Origin of the sequence: Streptomyces rectiviolaceus (assembly GCF_039533825.1) — a bacterium.
GTDB classification, from domain to species: domain Bacteria; phylum Actinomycetota; class Actinomycetes; order Streptomycetales; family Streptomycetaceae; genus Streptomyces; species Streptomyces rectiviolaceus.
The window spans coordinates 1-16,668 of sequence record NZ_BAAAUG010000214.1; the positions used below are offsets into that span (position 1 = coordinate 1).

The window sequence follows — 16,668 nt, forward strand, 5'->3', positions numbered from 1 at the left end:
AGCCGGGCCGCGCACTTGGTCAGGCCGGTGTCCCCGCCGAGCGCCGCCGCGCCCGCAAGACCCTCCAGCGAGAGGGCGATGGCCCGTGGCTCTCCGATGGAGAGTGCGGCCTCCAGACCGTGCAGTTGGTGGTCGGTGGCCAGGGCCCTGTCGCCGCGGAGCTCGGCGGTGAAGCCCAGCTCCGTGCGCAGGAGGTGCTCGCCCGCCGGCGAGGACGGGTAGTCGTCGCGCAAGCGCAGCAGGTAGGTCTCGGCTCCGTCGAGGTCGCCGGAGCGGCGTGCGCCGAGAGCGAGACCCATCAGGGAGTGGACCTCGCCGTACTGGTACCCCTGCTCGACGGCCAACCGCATGGCCCGATCGTGGAGTTCGCGTGCCCGGTCCCATTCCTGGGTCAGCAGCGCCAGCCTGCCGAGCCCGGAGAGCCGCGCGGAGATCTCGGTCGCCAGGCCCAGCTCCTCCGCGATGCGCAGCCCCTCCCGCTGGAGGCGCTCGGCCTCCTCGTAGTCGCCCTTGATCTCGGCGAGTGATGCCAGGGGAGTGGTGGTCTGCAACTCACCCCAGCGGTCGCCGAGTTCGCGGAAGAGTGCGGCGCTGCGCGGACCGTCCCGCTCGATGGCGGTGAGGTCACCCCGGACCAGCGCGTGCATCACCCCGAGACCGAGCGCCGCTGCGGTGCCCCAGGAGCCGCCCGGGGAGCCGGGGGAGCCGGGCATGTCAGGGCCGCCGGTGCCGGTGAAGAGGTCGAGCGCACGGGCGTTGGCTCGCTCACTGGCGGCGGGATCACCGGAGTTGAACAGTGCGTAGGCGTGGAGCCAGGTGGCGAGGCCTCGCCGCAGGGGGTCCGCGATCGTCGTCTCGGGGTCGGCGTCCGCCTGTTGCGGGCTCCCGGTCAGGAGGGCGAACACGTCGTGCAGCACGCGTGGTTCCGCGGCGCCGGGGGCGGCGGCGATCACCGCCGACAGGGCGGTGCGCCCCTCGTTGAGCCGTCCGCGCAGCAGCCACCACCAGGAGAGCGCGGCGGCGAGCCGTACCGCCGCGTCTGTCTCGCCGGTCGCGGCGCGGCGCACCGCCTCATCGAGCGCCGCGCGCAGATTGGCGGCCTCCGCGTCGAGCCTGCCGAGCCATACTCGCTGCCCGCCGCCGCGCAGGTGTGGTTCGGCCTGCTCGGCCAGTTCCAGGCAGTGACGGACATGCCGGTCTCGTACGTCGTCGAGCTCGGCCGCCTCGCGCAGGCGCTCCGTCCCGTACGCGGACACGGATTCGAGCAGCCGATAGCGGGGCGGGGTGCCGGTCGGGCCGTCGTCCACGAAGACGAAGGAGCGGTCCACGAGCCGGGCCAAGAGATCAAGGACCTCCGCGCGGGCCACGCCATCGCCCGCGCACACCGTTTCCGCGGCGACCAGCGTGCAGCCGTCATGGTGGACCGCGAGGCGCCGCAGCACGATGCGCTCGGGTGCGGTGAGCAGCTCCCAGCTCCAGTCGATCACCGCCCGGAGGGTCTGCTGGCGGGCCGGTGCGCCCCGCTGCCCGGACGTCAGCACGCGGAAGCGGTCGCCCAGGCGTTCCGCCAACTCCCGTACGCCCAGGGCGCGTACGCGGGCGGCGGCCAGTTCGATGGCGAGTGGGATGCCGTCGAGGCGGCGGCAGATGTCCGCCACGTCCTCAAGGGCCTCGGCGGAAGCCCCTTCGAGCGAGAAGCCGGGTGCCGTGGCGGTGGCCCGATCCGTGAAGAGCCGTACAGCGGCAGGCAGTTGGAGCGGCTCGACCGCGTGCACCACCTCGCCCGTGAGCCCCAGCGGTTCCTGACTTGTGGCCAGGACACGCAGGCCAGGCGCGGCGCCCAGGAGCAGTCCCGCAAGCTCGGCGACCGGCTCGACGACGTGCTCGCAGTTGTCGAGTACGAGGAGGAGCCGACGGTCGCGAAGGGCGGCGGCCAGCCGTTCGGCGGACGTCTGCGGCCCACCGGACGCGCCGGATGGGGTGTCGTCCCGGATGCCGAGCGCGGCGGAGATCACCGCCGCGAGGCCGGCGGCGTCTCCGCGCCGTCCGGCGAGCTCGACCAGTCGCACCTCAATGGCGGTGAGGCGCGTGACGGCCTCCACCGCGAGCCGCGTCTTCCCCACGCCGCCTGGGCCGGTCAGCGTGACAAGCCGTGAGGTGCCGAGGAGCCGGCGGACGTCGTCCAGGGCCCCCTCGCGCCCGATCAGCGCGGTGAGCGGGACGGGCAGGCCGGTCTGCCGTGCGGTGGGCGGCGCAGGATCCCGACCGGCGGGATCGTCGCGCGGTGCGGGCGGTGCGGGCGGTGCGGGGGAGAGGCCGGGGTCCTGCCGCAGGATCGCCGCATGGAGCGCGGTCGACTCCGGGCCGGGATCGAGCCCCAGCTCATCGGCCAGCCGCTCCCGCAGCTCGGCGTACGAAGCCAGTGCCTCGCTCTGCCGCCCCGCCAGGTACAACGCACGCATCTGCACCGCACGCAGCCGCTCGCGCAGCGGATGCCGGGCCACATGATCCGCGAGCTCCCCGAGCAGCAGCGTGTGGTCGCCCGTCGCGAGGCGGGCCTCTGCCTGCTCCTCGATGACCCCCAGGCGTTGCTCCGTCAGGCGGTGCGCCGCCGCGCGCACGAACTCCTCGTCCGCGAAGTCCGCGTACGCGGGCCCGCGCCACAACTCCAGCGCCTCGGTGAGCAGCTCGGCCCGCTCCCGTGGATCACCCACCGCCCGGGCCCGGGTCACCAGAGCCCGGAACCGGTCCGCGTCCACCTCGTCCCCGGCCTCGTCGGCGCGCAGCCGGTACCCGGGCAGCTGGTGTACGACCCGGTCGCGGCCCAGGGCCCTGCGCAGCTGGGAGACCTTGGCCTGAAGGGCGTTGGTGGGGTTGCCCGGAGGTTCGTCGCCCCAGAGGTCATCGATGAGCCGGTCGGCGGAGACCGGCCGCCCCTCGTGTACCAGGAGGTCGGCGAGCAGCGCCCTGACCTTCGCCTCGGGAACCCTCACGGGCTCCCCCTCGCTGTCCCACACCGTCAGTGGACCAAGCACCCCGAACCGCATACGCGTCACCGTACACAGTGCAGGTCAGCGCACCGTCAGCGGACCATCAGGCTTCCCGAAGCGCCCCCGCGCACAGTCATTCCCGACAGCAACACCGCGCAGCCGACAGCAACACGGCACAGCGCACCGCACCGCACTCACCAAGAAGGCTGGTAACGCCATGTCCCGTCTGTTCGAATCCGCCCGCATCGGCGCCCTGCACCTGCCCAACCGCCTGGTGATGGCGCCCATGACCCGCAACCGCGCCGACGCCGACGGTGTCCCGCAGGCGATCATGGCCACCTACTACGCCCAACGCGCCTCCGCGGGCCTGATCATCGCCGAGGCCGCGACGCCGAACGCCGTGGGGCAGACCTACCCGAACATCACCGCGATCCACAACGAGGCGCACGTGGCCGGATGGCGGCACGTCACCGACGCCGTGCGCGCCGCGGGCGGCCGCATGTTCCTGCAGTTGCAGCACGGTGGCCGGGTCGGGCACCCCGACACCAGCGGTCTGACCCCGGTCGCGCCCTCCGCGGTCCCGCTGCCGGACACGATCTTCACGCCCAGCGGACACCAGCAGGCCGCCGTGCCGCGGGAGATGACCGTCGACGAGATCCACTCCACCGTCGAGGACTTCGCTGCGGCAGCCCGCAACGCGGTCGACGCGGGCTTCGCCGGAGTCGAGGTGCACGCGGCCAACGGCTATCTCCTCCACCAGTTCCTGGCGAAGGGCACCAACCACCGCACCGACGCCTACGGCGGCTCGGTGGAGGGCCGCATCCGGTTCGTGGTCGAGGTCGTCAGGGCCGTCACCGACGCGATCGGCGCCGAGCGCGTCGGCGTACGCATCGCGCCCGGACTGACCGTCAACGGCATCGAGGAGGGCGACACCGAAAGCATCTACCCCGCGCTCGTCGACGCCTTGGCGGACATCGGCCCCGCCTACCTGCACGTCGTCTTCGCCGACCCGGACAATCCCGTCTTCCAGGAGATCCGCAAGAACTGGCCGGGCACGCTCATCGCCAACCCGGTCCTCGGCTGGGGCGGCCCCCTGCCCGCCGACGGCGGACGGCTCGCGGGTGAGCGGCTCCTGGCCGCGGGCGCCGATCTGATCTCGCTGGGCCGCGCGTTCCTGGCCAACCCGGACCTGGTCGAGCGGCTGCGCATCGGCGCACCCCTCAACCCCGTACGGGACAGGGGCCTGATGTACGTGGGCGGCGAGGACGGTTACACCGACTACCCGGTGCTCGCCGACGCCCGCGACGCCGCCCGGCTGCCGGAGCCGGTGGCCTCCTGACCGGGCGGTGCTCAGACCCGCGGGGCCTTGCTTGCGGACCGGCCGCGGCCCGCGACCGGCACGTCGAGCGGGCGGGCGAGGCCCACCACTCCTTCGTCCAGGCGCTGCAGATGGCGCAGGACGCGGTAGGTGACCGTGCCCGAGCGGGGGGCGCCGGAGCCCTCGGCCTCCAGCATCGAGGCGATGCTGGCACCCGACTCGACCTCGCCCTTGGCCTTGTCGTCGTCCACGTACGCGGCGATGACCTCGAGGTTGTGGGCGATGCGCAGGCCGGCCCGCTCCAGACGCGGATCGGCCGCGACGTTCTTGCTGTACGGCACGAGCTCGGCCGTCGCCGCCAGGGAACGGGCGTGGTAGGCGCACGTCTCCAGGAGCGCCACCAGATAGCGGGCGGTCCTGCGGCGGCCGCGCAGCGGGGTGATCGGGTGGGTCAACGGCTGGATGGAGGCGCGCAGATCGTCGAGCGCGGTGTCCAAGTCCCGTGCCTTGTCCAGGAGATCGGCCGCCGGGCCACCGCTGAGCTGCTCGACCGACGCGGAGATGACGTCCGCGAGCCGGGTCAGGACGGTGTTCAGGAGCTCGTCGGTGCGATGGTCGGTGCGCACCGGCAGCACGAGGACCGCCGCGATGATGCCGCAGGCGGCCCCGAGCGCCGTCTCCTCGATGCGCAGCCAGAGCACGGAGAGGCTGTAGGTGTTCAGGAGCGTGTAGAGCAGGCCCAGCATCGCCGTGACGAAGAAGGACATGAGCGCGTACGACAGGGGAGCGGTGAAGAACATCGCGAAGATGAAGACCAGGACGAGCGCGAACGCGATCCAGGTGTGGTTGCCGACCAGGCCCGCGAGCGCCACACCGGCGACCACCCCGAGCACCGTGCCGAGCAGCCGTCTGTAGCCCTTGACCAGGATCTCGCCCGTGGACGCGGTGTTGAGGAACACCACCCAGCAGGTGAGCACCGCCCAGTACCAGCGCTGGGTGGAGAGGAACTCGCCGCCGATGATGGCCAGGGTCGAGCCCACGGAGACCTGGAACGCGGCCCTGGTGGTGGGGCGCCGAAGGCCGGTGCGGTCGTCCTCCTCGGGTTCGGCGGCCTCCTCGGCACCGGCGATCGCGATGTCCTCGGCGTCGAACTCCTCTCGGGAGCGGGTCGTCGCCGGTGAGTCGTCGGACTCGTCCTGGGGACCGTCAAGCGCGAGCCGCAGGCCGAGGATGGCGCGCGCGGCCTCACCGATTCCGCGGAAGACGTCCTGGACGGCCATCGAGGCCCGCGGCAGATTGTCCTCGTCGCGGTAGCCGAGCAGCCTGTTGCGTACGTGGGCCAGGCCCGTGCCCCGGTCGTCGGTGACGGGGCGGCCGACCAGCAGGTGCAGCGCGTTCAGATCGCGGCGCAGGGTGACGGTCGCGTCGTCCTCGGCGCGGATGCGCGTCCCCGTCGCCGGTACGGGCGCGTGCGGCAGGTGCAGGGTGAGGGTGTCCGCGCGTTCGGCGCTGCGCGCGTTCAGGAGGAGTACGCCGAGACGTTCGGCGGCGATCTCCGCGTCCGCCACGCGGCGTTGGACCAGTGCCGCAGTGGCCGCGTCGGGGGTGCCCTCCTCAAGGCGGCCCTGGATCATCAGGGCGGTCTCGTGCAGCCGCGCGGTGCCACGCCGCAGCTCGTCGAGGACCTTCTCCAACTGCTCGGGTGCGGCGTCAAGAAGCGCTGTCTGCGTGGCCACAAGCTGCGCGAGCCGCGCCCTGAAGGCGACGCGAAGGCGCCCCAGGTCACGCCCGGGAGTCTCCGGCACGACGGCGAACCGCACGACGGCACTGCAGACGAAGGCCACGGACAGCGCCAGACACAGGCTGGGCAGGGCGGACGCGGTGGCGCCCACGAACAGCGAGACGAAGTAGACCTGAAAGCCGATCAGACCAAGGGCCGTGCCCCGGTCGCCGAACCGGCGGCTGTAGACGGCGCCGAAGATCAGCGCGACGAAGAAGATGTCACCCGCGACGACCTGGTCGTGCAGGAGCGCGCCCAGGGAGATCGCCGTGATCGCGACGGGCAGGCCGAGCGCGAGCGTGACCGCCTGGCCGCGCACCTCCTTCTCCTTGATGGCGAAGGTGGAGACCATCGCCGTCATCGCGCCCGCGACCATGTGCGTGACGTCGGTGCCGAGGAGCGCGAGTACGACGAGCGTGAGCGCGATCGCGCCGACCGTCCGCAGCCCCGCCATCAGCCGCAGGAGTCCGGGATCCGACGCCACAAAGCGGTCCCATGTGCCGGTCCTGGTCCGCCGTGTCACTGCGCTCACACCCTCATCGCCGCTGTTCAGGCCGGATTCTGTCACGGCGGGGTGAACCGGGGCTTGAGGGTTCACAGCGTGATACGCCCGGTGCGCCGACCGGAAGTGAGGAGAAGTCTCCGGGGCGACTTCAACGAAACACTTGAAGTCATGAATCCAGCAGACAACGAACTGTCCGGGGCAGGGCTGCGCGCCGACGCCCCGCAAACCCACGACACGGCGCCGGGCTCCACCGCCGACTCCACCCGGCGCCGATGGTGGACGCTCCTCGCGGTGAGCGCGGCCCAGCTCCTCGTGGTCCTGGACGGAACCATCGTGAACATCGCGCTGCCCTCCGCGCAGAGCGCGCTCGGCATGTCCGACGCGAGCCGGCAGTGGGCCATCACCGCGTACGCGCTGGCCTTCGGCGGGCTGCTGCTGATCGGCGGCCGGGTCAGCAGCGTGCTCGGCCACCGGCGTGCGTTCCTCGTCGGCCTGATCGGCTTCGCCGCCGCGTCCGCGCTCGGCGGGGCCGCCGTGAACCCCGAGATGCTCTTCGGGGCGCGGGCCCTGCAAGGGGTGTTCGCCGCGGTCCTGGCGCCCGCGGGTCTTTCGTTGCTGACGATCACCTTCACCGAGCCGGGCGAACGCGGCCGGGCCTTCGGCGTGTTCGCCGCGGTGGGCGCCGCGGGATCGGCGGTCGGTCTGGTCGCCGGGGGCCTCCTTACCGAGTACGCCAGCTGGCGTTGGTGCCTCTATGTCAACGTCCCGGTCGCCCTGCTCGCCGTGCTCGGCGCGACCTTCGTGCCGCGGGACCGGCCGGTCCGGGACGAGGGACGGCTCGACGTGGCGGGCGCCCTGCTCAGCGCCACGGGCTTCGGCGTGATCGTGTACGCCTTCAACGAGGCCGAACCGCTCGGCTGGGATTCACCGAAGGTCCTCGCCCTGCTCGCGGGCGGTGTTCTGCTGCTGGCCGCGTTCGCCGCCGTCGAGGTCCGGGCGCCGAGGCCGCTCCTGCCGATGCGCGTCCTCGTACATCGCGCCCGCGCCGGTGCGTTCGCCTCCATCACCCTGCTGTTCGTCGCGATGTTCGGCTTCTACCTGTTCATGAGCTACTACACGCAGACGGTCCTCGGCTACTCACCCGTCGAGGCCGGCCTGACGCTGATCATCAACGCCGTGGCCGCCCTGGTCGGCGCGACACTGATCGCCGGGAAGCTCCACGGACGCGTCGCGCCCGCCGCACTGATCGTGCCGGGGCTGCTCGCCGCGGCGGCGGGGATGTTCCTGTTGACCCGCCTGACGTCGCAGAGCACGGACGTCTTCCCGCTGTACCTGGTGCCTGCGCTGATCCTGACCGGCCTCGGCCTCGGCTGCGTGCTGCCGCCCACCGCGAGCCTGGCCACCGCGGCCATGCCCCCGCACGACATCGGAGCCGCGGCGGCGGCCTACAACGCCTCCCAGCAGCTGGGAGCCGCGCTCGGCACGGCCCTGCTCAACACGGTCGCGGCCGGCGCTGCCGCGTCATACCTGGCGTCCAGCGCGGACGCCACCCCTACGGCGGCCTCCGTGCACGGCTACACCACGGCCCTGATGGTCGCCTTCGTCATCCTGGTCGCCGCAGCGTGCGTCGCGGCGCTGCTGACCAGGAACGCACGAGCCCGCTGACCGCCAGGCACGTCAGGCCCCGGGAGCCCCGGCACGCAGTCCGTCCATGACCAGGTCCAGAAGCCGCCCGGCGCGCGACTGCCAGTCGCCGTGCGGATCGATCTGCCAGAGGCCGGCGATGGCGAGCAGGAAGTCGTCGGGAGTGAGGCCGGGGCGGATGGTGCCGGCCTCCTCGTTCGCCTTCAGGAGGAGCGCGACGGCCGAGCTCACAGGACCGTGGCCCACTCCGGCGAACGTGCCCTGGGCGCTGGTGGCCTTGCGCATCGCGTCGGCCAGGCCCGCCTTGGCCATGGCGTACTGCGCGAGGCGGTCCATCCACTCCCGCAGCGCCTGGTCGGGTGCGCGGGTCTGGAGGAGCTGGCAGGCGGTGTCGGCGACCTGCTGGACTTCGTAGCGGTAGACCTCGAGGACGAGGGCCTCGCGGTTGGGGAAGTTGCGGTAGAACGTCCCTTGCCCGACGCATGCCTTCTTCGCGATCACGCTCAGCGGGGCGTCCGCCGAGCGCGTCAGCTCGGCCAGTGCGACTTCCAGGATGCGCTCGCGATTCCGTTGCGCGTCCGAGCGCAACTGTGGGTCCTTCTTCTGGTGCACTCGTCCTCCTCCCGAGAATCGCGGCCCGGACCACTCTTGCTAAGCGGACAACTGTCCGCTAAATTTTGAGGCTAACGGACAGCTGTCCGCTTAGGGTCACCATACCGGCAGAGTCACCCTGAGCCGACCCCCCTCACGCACAGTGCCATCTCCTCCCGGAGTCTCCGTCGGGATCGCCCGCGCGACGCTCCCGCTCTCATGTGACAGAAGCTGACAGAAGCTGAAGAAGCGAAAGAAGGCTGATCGTGGCCCTATCGACGTCCAGCGCCATCACGCTGAACATCAACGGCGAAAAGCACACGCTGCCCGTCGACCACCGCACCACCCTGCTCGACGCCCTGCGCGAGCGCCTCGATCTGACCGGCACCAAGAAGGGCTGTGACCAAGGGCAGTGCGGCGCCTGCACGGTGCTGATCGACGGACGCCGGGCCGTCTCCTGCCTGCAACTCGCCGTCGCCTCCGAGGGTCGTGAGATCACCACCATCGAAGGCGTGGCGCAGGGGGACGAACTGCACCCGGTGCAGCAGGCGTTCCTCGACCTCGACGGCTACCAGTGCGGCTACTGCACACCCGGGCAGATCTGTTCGGCCATCGCGGTCATCGAGGAGCACGCGGCCGGCTGGCCGAGCGCCGCGACCACCGACGTACGCCCCGAGGCGGGCGTGCCCGAGCTGAGCGCCGACGAGATCCGGGAGCGCATGAGCGGCAACCTGTGCCGCTGCGGCGCATATGTGTCGATCGTCCAGGCGGTCGCGCAGGCGGCAGCCGCCGAGACCGAGGGTACGGAGGCCGTGGCATGAAGGAATTCGGATATCAGCGGGCGATCGACGTCCCCGGCGTGGTCGCGCTGCTCGGCACCGACCCCGACGCGCGCGTCCTGGGCGGCGGCACCAACCTCGTCGACCTGATGAAGACCGGCGTGGAGCGGCCCGGACTGCTCATCGACGTACGCGAGTTGCCCCTCGACCGCATCGAGGTCACGGACGACGGCGGGCTGCGGATCGGCGCGACCGTCACCAACAGCGACCTCGCGGCAGACCCCGAAGTGCGGCGCCGCTACCCCGCGTTGGCGGAGGCCGTCCTGGCCGGCGCGTCGGGCCAGCTGCGCAACATGGCCACCGTCGGCGGAAACCTGCTCCAGCGCACCCGCTGCGGCTACTTCGCCGACCTGTCCAAACCGTGCAACAAACGCGACCCCGGCAGCGGTTGCCCCGCTGTCGGGGGTGAACACCACAACCACGCCATCCTCGGCGCCACCGAGCACTGCGTGGCCGTCCACCCCTCCGACATGGGGGTGGCGCTCGCCGCCTTCGACGCCGTCATCTCGTACGAAACGGCGGAGGGCACCGGCGAGTTGCCGCTCGCGGACTTCTATCTGTCCGTGGGCAGCACCCCGCACCTCGAGACCGCGCTGCCCTCCGGCGCGCTCATCACCGGCATCACGCTGCCGCCCGCCCCGGTCGCCGCCCACTCGCGCTACCGCAAGGTGCGCGAGCGCGCGTCGTACGCCTTCGCGATCGGCTCGATCGCCGCAGCGCTCGACGTCCAGGACGGTGTCGTACGCGAAGTGCGCCTGGCCTTCGGCGCGGTGGCGTCCCGACCGTGGCGCGCACGGGAGGCCGAGCGGGTCCTGACCGGCGGCCCGGCGACCGCCGAGGCCTTCGCCGCCGCGGCCTCCGCCGAGCTTGCCGCCGCACAGACGCTGCCCCACAACGGCTACAAGGTGACGCTGATGCGCAACCTCGTCGTCGCCCTGCTGACCGAGCTCACCGAGGAGGCGGCCCGATGACGGCGCGGACCACGACGACCACGTCCACCACGGCGGCGAGCGCCGTCGGCACTTCGTTCACCCGCGTGGAGGGCCGGGACAAGGTGACCGGCGCGGCCCGGTACGCGGGGGAGATCCCCTTCGCCGAACTCGCCCACGGCTGGATGGTGTTGTCCACCGTCGCCCGCGGCCGCGTCCGCTCCGTCGAGTCGGACCCCGTCCGTCAGATGCCGGGCGTCCTCGCGGTCCTGCACCACGGCAACGCGCCGCGCGTCGACGTCGACTACATGGGCCTCCTCGGCAAGCCCGACCCGATCCTGGGGGTCTTCCAGCACGATCAGGTGCCGTTCGCGGGCTGGCCGGTGGCGCTGGTCGTCGCCGAGACCTCCGAGCAGGCCAGGGAGGCTGCCGAGGCCCTGGTGGTGCGGTACGACGAGGAGCCGCACGACGTCGCGTTCTCCGCCGAACACCCCGACACGTACACGCCGGACGGCGACGGCATGCTGATGGAGAAGGGCGACCTGGAGTCCGAACTCGCCGCGTCCGCCCATGTCGTGGACGAGTCGTACACCACCCCCGAAGAGCACCACAGCTCGATGGAGCCGCACGCGGCGATGGCGCGCTGGGACAGCGGACGCCTCGAGGTCGTCGACTCCAACCAGGGCAGCACCTGGGTCGCGCAGGAGCTGGCGAACCTGTTCTCGCTCGATCCGGCATCGGTCCGGGTGCGGTCCGAGCACATCGGCGGCGCCTTCGGGTCCAAGGGCGTACGCGTCCACCAGATCCTCGCCGTCATGGCGGCGACCCTGCTCGACCGTCCCGTCAGGGTCGTCACCACCCGTCGCCAGCTGTTCTCGCTCACCGGCTACCGCAGCCCCACCGCCCAGCGCGTCAGGCTCGGCGCCGACGCGGATGGGCGGCTGCGCGCCGTCGACCACCAGGCGCACAGCCTCACGTCGACGGTCCATGAGTTCGTCGAGGGGAGCGCCGGGTTCGGGCGTCCGATGTACGCGTCCGACGCCCATCGCAGCGTCAACCGCGTAGTGCGTCTCGACGTGCCGACGCCGACCTACATGCGCGCGCCCGGCGAGGCTCCCGGCTCGTTCGCCCTGGAGTCCGCGCTCGACGAACTCGCCGAGCGGTCCGGCGTGGACCCGATCGCGCTGCGAGCCCGCAACGAACCGGACGTGGGCCCCGTCTCCGGCCTTCCGTTCGCCAGCCGCAACCTCCTGTCCGCCTTCCAGGAAGGCGCCCGCCGGTTCGGCTGGGCGGACCGGGACCCGCGTCCCGGCCTGCGCCGCGAGGGACGCTGGCTGCTCGGCACCGGCACGGCGGCGGCCACCTTCCCCGTGATCGTCATGCCGTCCACGGCGGCCGTCACGGCGGAGGCCGACGGCACCTTCACGGTGCGGATCACGGCATCGGACGTCGGGACGGGGGCTCGGACCGCCCTGACCCTGATCGCGGCAGAAGCCCTCGAGGTGCCCCAGGACCGCGTCCATGTGCGCATCGGCGACAGCGACTTCGGCCCTGCGGCGATCTCCGGCGGCTCGATGGGCACCCGCTCCTGGGGCTGGGCGGTCACCGCGGCGGTGGCCGATCTGCGCGAGCAACTGGCCCTGGGCGGCGAGATCCCGCCGCAGGGGATCACCGTGCGGTCCGACACCAGCGCGGCCGTCGGCGCCCTCGCGCAGAAGGAACGGCACTCCTACGGCGCGCAGTTCGCCGAGGTCGCCGTGGACGTCACCACCGGTGAGGTGCGCGTGCGGCGCATGCTCGGCATCTTCGCGGCGGGCCGGATCATCAACCCGCTGACCGCACGCAGTCAGTTCGTCGGCGGAATGACCTGGGGCCTGTCCATGGCCCTGCACGAGGAGGCCCACAGGGACCAGGCGTCGGGCGGCCACGTCGGCGCCGACTTCGCGGGCTACCACTTCGCCGCCAACGCGGACGTGCCGCTCATCGAGGCGGACTGGGTGGAGGACACGGACGCGGACGACCCGATCGGCATCAAGGGCATCGGCGAGATCGGCATCGTGGGCGCCGCCGCGGCGATCGCCAACGCGGTCTGGCACGCCACCGGCGTACGCCACCGGAACCTGCCGATCCGGCCCGACCGTGTCCTGGACGCGGGAGGAGCCCCGGGTGCTTGACATCGCCGAAGAGCTGAACCGATGGGCCGGGGAGGGCCGGGCCTTCGCCGTCGCCACCGTCGTGACGGTGGGCGGCAGCGCGCCGCGCGCGCCCGGCGCGGCCCTCGCCGTCGACAGCGAGGGCACGGCCATCGGTTCGGTCTCCGGCGGCTGCGTGGAAGGGGCGGTGTACGACCTGTGCGTCCAGGCGCTCCAGGACGGCGTGGCCGTGCGCGAGCGCTTCGGCTACAGCGACGAGGACGCCTTCGCGGTCGGACTGACCTGCGGCGGCGTCATCGAGGTCCTGGTCACGCCGCTGGGCGTGGACGCGCCGGGCAGGCAGGTCTTCGCGGCGGCCCTTTCGGCCGCCGCCCGGGGCGAGGCGGCGGCGATCGCCCGCGTGGCCCTGGGGCCCGCCGAACTCCTCGGCAGGGTCGTGCTCGTCCACCCCGACGGATCGTACGAAGGAGGCCTTGACGGTCATCCGGACCTCGACCGGACGGTGGTGGGGGAGACCCGCGCGATGCTGGACGCGGGCCGCACGGGCGAGTTCACCGTCTCGGAGAGCGGATCGCGCTGCGGGGTGCCGCTGACCCTGTTCGTCGAGTCGAGCGTGCCGCCGCCCCGCATGATCGTCTTCGGTGCGATCGACTTCGCGGCGGCCCTGGTGCGCACGGGCAAGTTCCTCGGCTATCACGTGACCGTGTGCGACGCCCGTCCGGTCTTCGCCACGCGGGCCCGCTTCCCGGAGGCCGACGACATCGTGGTCGACTGGCCGCACCGCTACCTCCGGGACACCGCGACCGACGGGCGCACGGCCTTGTGCGTACTCACCCATGACGCCAAGTTCGACATCCCGTTGCTGGAGGTGGCCCTGCGGCTTCCGGTCGCGTTCGTCGGCGCGATGGGCTCGCGCCGCACCCACGAGGACCGCAACCGGCGCCTGCGCGAAGTCGGCGTCACCGATGAGGAGTTGGACCGCCTGCACTCCCCGATAGGGCTCGACCTCGGGGCCCGGACACCGGAGGAGACCGCCCTGTCCATCGCTGCCGAGATCGTCGCGGCGCGGCGGGGCGGGACGGGGGTTCCGCTGACCGACTCCGGGATGCCGATCCATCACGAAGCGGGCGCCGCGGGGGTAGGCGGCTCCCACGTGGCCGCCTGAGATGACTGGGGGAGGGGCGGCCGTGGTGCTCGTTCACCGCGGCCGCCCTCGCGTTCATGCCGGTTGCACCGCCTCCCACAGCAGCTGCACCGGATGCCAGGCGTTCCGCTCGGTCCCGTGGAAGATCTGCTGGCGGCAGGACACACCCGTGGCGACCACGACCGTGTCGGCGTCCTCCGCCTCGATCGCGGGGAACAGCCGGTCCTCGCCGACCGTCATCGACACCTCGTAGTGCTCGGACTCGAAGCCGAAGGAGCCCGCCATCCCGCAGCATCCGGCGTCCAGTTCGGACACCGTCGCTCCCGGGATCCGGTTCAGCAGCGCGACGGTCGCGGCCGTGCCCACCTCCGCCTTCTGGTGGCAGTGACCGTGGTACAGCAACTTGCGTCCGGCGAGCCAGGAGTTGTCGCGCAGCCGGAGCCGCCCGTCGTCGATGGCCTCCACCAGCAGCTCCTCGACCTGGCGCACCCTCCCGGCGATGTCCTTGACGGCGGCGTCGTCAGGCAGTAGGGCCCGGTGCTCGTCGCGCAGCGTCATCAGACACGAGGGCTCGCACCCCACGATCGGTGAGCCGGGCTCGGTCGACTGCTCCAAGGAGTGGGCGAGTTGGCGCGCCTTGTTCTTCGCGTCGTCCACCAGCCCCTTGGAGAGGCTGGACCTGCCGCAGCAGCCCCCGCTCTCCAACCGCACCTGCCACCCGGCCCGTTCGAGCAGCTCGATGGCCGCGCGGCCGATTCCCGGCTCGGTGAACGTGGTGAAGGAGTCGGCGAGATAGGTGACGGTGCCCTGCGTGACCGGATGCGCGGCGGGCGTCCGGCGCCGGAACCAGCGCAGCAGATTGCGGCGCACGAACACCGGCAGCGGCCGCTGGGGGGCGATGCCGACCACGCGGTCCATGAGCCGGCGCACCGGTGTGATGCGTCCCGGCAGATTGGACAGCGGGGCCGTCGCCGACCCCAGGCGGTTCAGGAGCCGGATCGCACCGAACAGGCGGGTGCGCAGCGGCACTCCGTGGGTGTCGTGGTAGTGCGAGAGGGTCTCGCTCTTGAGGGTGGCCATGTCGACGCCGAGGGGACACTCGCTCTTGCAGGCCTTGCACATCAGACACAGGTCGAGGATCTCGTGCAGGCGCTCGTCCCCGAGCGCGGCCTTCGGGTCGGGCTCGGAGAGCGCCTTGACCAGGGCTCCTGCCCGCCCGCGCGTGGAGTCCTCCTCCTTGCGGGTCGCCATGTACGAGGGGCACATGGCGCCGCTGCCGGACTTGCGGCACAGGCCGATGTTCATGCACCGGTCCGCCGCCGCCCGCATGCCGCCGCCGCCCACGACCTCGAAGGAGAGACGGGTGCGCAGCGGCTCGGCGGGCGCCAGCGCCGCGTCTCGCAGGTTCTCCGTCATCGGCGGCGCGTCCACGATCTTGCCGGGGTTGAGGACGCCGTCGGGGTCGAAGAGCCGCTTGACCTGGCGCATCGCCTCGTACAGCTGCTCGCCGAAGATCTCCCGGTTGAACTCGCTGCGCGCCAGACCGTCGCCGTGCTCACTGGAGTTCACCCCGCCGTACTCGGCGACCAGATCCTTGACCTCCTCGGCGACGGCGCGCATCCGGCCGACGTCCGCCGGGTCGGCGAGGTCGAGATAGGGCCGGATGTGCAGACAGCCCACCGAGCAGTGGCCGTAGAACCCGGCCGTCATGCCGTGCCGGTCCAGGACATCCTTGAACCTGCGGGTGTAGTCGGCGAGATGGACGGGGTCGACCGCGGTGTCCTCGACGAAGGCGAGCGGACGACGGGTGCCCTCGCTGGCCGCCATCAGCAGGCCGAGCCCTGCCTTGCGGACCTTCAGGAGTGAGGACTGCTGGGCCGGGGTGACGGCCTGGAGGGTGTGGTAGCCGTGCCCGTGCCGGGACCAGAGCTGGGTGAGCTGCCGCATCCGGTCGAGGAGTTCGGCCTCCTCGTCGCCGGTGAAGGAGACGAAGAGGAGGGCTTCGGGTTGCCCTTCGAGGATGTCGCCGAGCGCCGCGTACTCGATCTTGCGCCGGGACAGATCGAGGATCGTACGGTCCATCAGTTCCACGGCGGCCGGATCGCAGGCCAGCGCGTCCTCCGTCCCCGCGATGGCTCCCGCCACGGAGGTGAAGTGGCCCACCGCGATCACCGTGCGGCGTGGCTTGGGCACCAGATCGACGAGGGCGCTCGTCGCGACGGCGAGCGTCCCCTCCGAGCCGACGACGAACTTGGCGAGGTCGAAGGGGGCGTTCTCGCGGGCGAGTCGGTCGAGCCGGTAGCCGCAGGCGCGGCGCCAGTGCTCGGGGAACCCATCGGCGATGGCCGACGCATTGGCCCGGACGATCTCGGGCAGCTCCCGGTACAGGGCGCCCTCGAGCGTCGACTGCTTGGCGCGGTACGCGCGTTCGGCCTCGTCGACCCGGCCGAAGGGCACGCGGCTGCCGTCGGAGAGCACTACATCGAGTTCGCGGACGTGGTCGATGGTCATGCCGTAGCGCACCGACCCGCTGCCGGCCGAGTTGTTGCCGATCATCCCGCCGATGGTGGCGCGGTTGCTGGTCGAGGTGTCCGGGCCGAACATGAGGCCCCACGGGCTCGCGGCGCGATTGAGCTGGTCCTGTACGACACCGGCCTCGACCAGGGCCGTACCGCTGCTCGGATCGAGCTCCACGACGCGGTTCATGTGCCGGGACAGATCAAGGACCAGGCCGGGCCCGACGGTCTGGCCCGCCAGGCTGGTCTCGGCGCCGCG

General features: G+C 72.1%; 10 protein-coding genes. 6 read left to right on the forward strand and 4 right to left on the reverse strand.

Annotated features, from left to right (window positions below; translation table 11 throughout):
* A partial coding sequence (locus ABD378_RS41520; RefSeq protein ID WP_486389309.1) for an AfsR/SARP family transcriptional regulator occupies positions 1-2,993 on the reverse strand: 2,993 nt, incomplete at its 3' end.
* A 214-nt stretch (positions 2,994-3,207) separates the two neighbouring features.
* On the opposite strand from ABD378_RS41520, the gene ABD378_RS41525 reads away from it, so the two are divergent.
* Entirely contained in the window at positions 3,208-4,329 is a 1,122-nt protein-coding gene (locus tag ABD378_RS41525; protein ID WP_344530225.1) for an alkene reductase, read from the forward strand.
* 11 nt (positions 4,330-4,340) lie between these two features.
* Here the strand turns inward: ABD378_RS41525 and ABD378_RS41530 are convergent, their stop codons facing one another.
* Positions 4,341-6,620, reverse strand: coding sequence for an FUSC family protein (locus ABD378_RS41530; protein WP_425583973.1), 2,280 nt, complete (start codon positions 6,618-6,620; stop codon positions 4,341-4,343).
* A gap of 141 nt (positions 6,621-6,761) precedes the next feature.
* Between ABD378_RS41530 and ABD378_RS41535 the strand changes: the two genes are divergently transcribed.
* Positions 6,762-8,258 (forward strand): MFS transporter, encoded by a 1,497-nt coding sequence (locus ABD378_RS41535; protein WP_344530227.1) that lies wholly within the window; start codon positions 6,762-6,764, stop codon positions 8,256-8,258.
* 12 nt (positions 8,259-8,270) lie between these two features.
* On the opposite strand, the gene ABD378_RS41540 is transcribed toward ABD378_RS41535, so the two are convergent.
* The gene (locus ABD378_RS41540; protein ID WP_344530229.1) at positions 8,271-8,849 is read right to left on the reverse strand and encodes a TetR/AcrR family transcriptional regulator; all 579 of its coding nucleotides are present in this window, start codon (positions 8,847-8,849) and stop codon (positions 8,271-8,273) included.
* A 245-nt stretch (positions 8,850-9,094) separates the two neighbouring features.
* On the opposite strand from ABD378_RS41540, the gene ABD378_RS41545 reads away from it, so the two are divergent.
* Genes ABD378_RS41545 through ABD378_RS41560 form a run of 4 tightly spaced genes read left to right on the forward strand, consistent with a single transcriptional unit; the run spans position 9,095 to position 13,914 of the window.
* On the forward strand, positions 9,095-9,649 hold the full coding sequence (locus ABD378_RS41545) for a 2Fe-2S iron-sulfur cluster-binding protein (RefSeq protein WP_344530231.1): 555 nt from the start codon (positions 9,095-9,097) through the stop codon (positions 9,647-9,649).
* Positions 9,646-10,638 carry an FAD binding domain-containing protein gene (locus ABD378_RS41550; RefSeq protein ID WP_344530233.1) on the forward strand — a complete coding sequence of 331 codons (993 nt, stop codon included), beginning with the start codon at positions 9,646-9,648 and terminating at the stop codon, positions 10,636-10,638. Before ABD378_RS41545 ends, ABD378_RS41550 begins: the two co-directional genes overlap by 4 nt.
* Positions 10,635-12,770, forward strand: a complete 2,136-nt coding sequence (locus tag ABD378_RS41555; protein WP_344530235.1) for a xanthine dehydrogenase family protein molybdopterin-binding subunit — start codon at positions 10,635-10,637, stop codon at positions 12,768-12,770. The genes ABD378_RS41550 and ABD378_RS41555 overlap by 4 nt, the downstream gene beginning before the upstream one ends.
* Positions 12,763-13,914 carry an XdhC family protein gene (locus tag ABD378_RS41560; RefSeq protein WP_344530237.1) on the forward strand — a complete coding sequence of 384 codons (1,152 nt, stop codon included), beginning with the start codon at positions 12,763-12,765 and terminating at the stop codon, positions 13,912-13,914. The genes ABD378_RS41555 and ABD378_RS41560 overlap by 8 nt, the downstream gene beginning before the upstream one ends.
* Positions 13,915-13,968: 54 nt before the next feature.
* On the opposite strand, the gene ABD378_RS41565 is transcribed toward ABD378_RS41560, so the two are convergent.
* Positions 13,969-16,668, reverse strand: a 2,700-nt coding sequence (locus ABD378_RS41565) for an FAD-binding and (Fe-S)-binding domain-containing protein (RefSeq protein WP_344530239.1), incomplete at its 5' end; no start/stop codon positions are given.

What these genes read in the sequence shown, in the direction of transcription:
- ABD378_RS41525 (WP_344530225.1), top strand. Translation starts at nt 3,208, where the DNA reads ATGTCCCGTCTGTTCGAATCCGCCCGCATCGGCGCCCTGCACCTGCCC.
- ABD378_RS41535 (WP_344530227.1), top strand. Translation starts at nt 6,762, where the DNA reads ATGAATCCAGCAGACAACGAACTGTCCGGGGCAGGGCTGCGCGCCGAC.
- ABD378_RS41550 (WP_344530233.1), top strand. Translation starts at nt 9,646, where the DNA reads ATGAAGGAATTCGGATATCAGCGGGCGATCGACGTCCCCGGCGTGGTC.
- ABD378_RS41555 (WP_344530235.1), top strand. Translation starts at nt 10,635, where the DNA reads ATGACGGCGCGGACCACGACGACCACGTCCACCACGGCGGCGAGCGCC.